The 745-nt window shown below is 63.9% G+C and carries 1 pseudogene and 1 other annotated feature; the pseudogene reads left to right on the top strand.

Annotated features, from left to right (window positions below):
- Positions 1 to 745 (top strand): annotated as a pseudogene (locus KVT32_RS27965) (IS3 family transposase); the annotation flags it as partial.
- Positions 136 to 252: a sequence feature (AL1L pseudoknot), on the top strand. (Overlaps the previous pseudogene by 117 nt.)

Below are 745 nucleotides of genomic sequence, written 5' to 3'. Positions count from 1 at the left end.
CCGCTGGGTACGTCAGCATGAGCGTGACACTGGCCAGCGTCCAGGTCCAACCACTGCCGAGGAAGAGCGCATCAAAGCGCTGGAGCGAGAAGTGCGGGTGCTGCGCAAGGCAAACGAGATTCTGCGTCTGGCGAGTGCGTTTTTTGCCCAGGCGGAGCTCGACCGCCGCTTCAAGCCGTGAGGGCATTCATCGCCCAGTTCCGCCATGCTTACGGCGTCGAGCCGATCTGCCGGGTGATGCAGGTCGCGCCGTCCGGCTACTGGCGTTACGCCGCGCAGCGGCACAATCCTGAGTTGCGTTGTGCACGTGTCCAGCGTGACGACGTGCTGAGCGTCGACATCGAGCGGGTCTGGCAGGCAAACCTGCAGGTCTACGGGGCCGATAAAGTGTGGCGCCAGCTGCGGCGTGAGGGCACTGATGTGGCCCGCTGCACGGTGGAGCGCTTGATGCGCAAGGCTGGCCTGCGAGGCGTCATGCGCGGCAAGGTCGTACGCACGACGGTTCCCGATGCAAAGGCGCCGTGCCCGCTCGACCGGGTCAATCGCCAGTTCAAGGCGCAGCGGCCAAACCAGCTGTGGGTATCGGACTTCACGTACGTCTCGACGTGGCAGGGTTTCGTTTACGTTGCCTTCGTCATCGACGTCTTTGCTCGACGAATCGTCGGCTGGCGGGTAAGCAGCTCGATGCGGACCGATTTCGTGCTCGATGCCCTGGAACAGGCACTGTACGCACGTCAGCCCGAAC

Source organism: Achromobacter sp. GbtcB20 (assembly GCF_019091095.1).
In the GTDB taxonomy this organism is placed as follows: Bacteria; Pseudomonadota; Gammaproteobacteria; order Burkholderiales; family Burkholderiaceae_B; genus Achromobacter; species Achromobacter mucicolens.
Note: the sequence above shows the minus strand (reverse complement) of the source record. Positions and strands in the feature narration are given on the sequence as shown.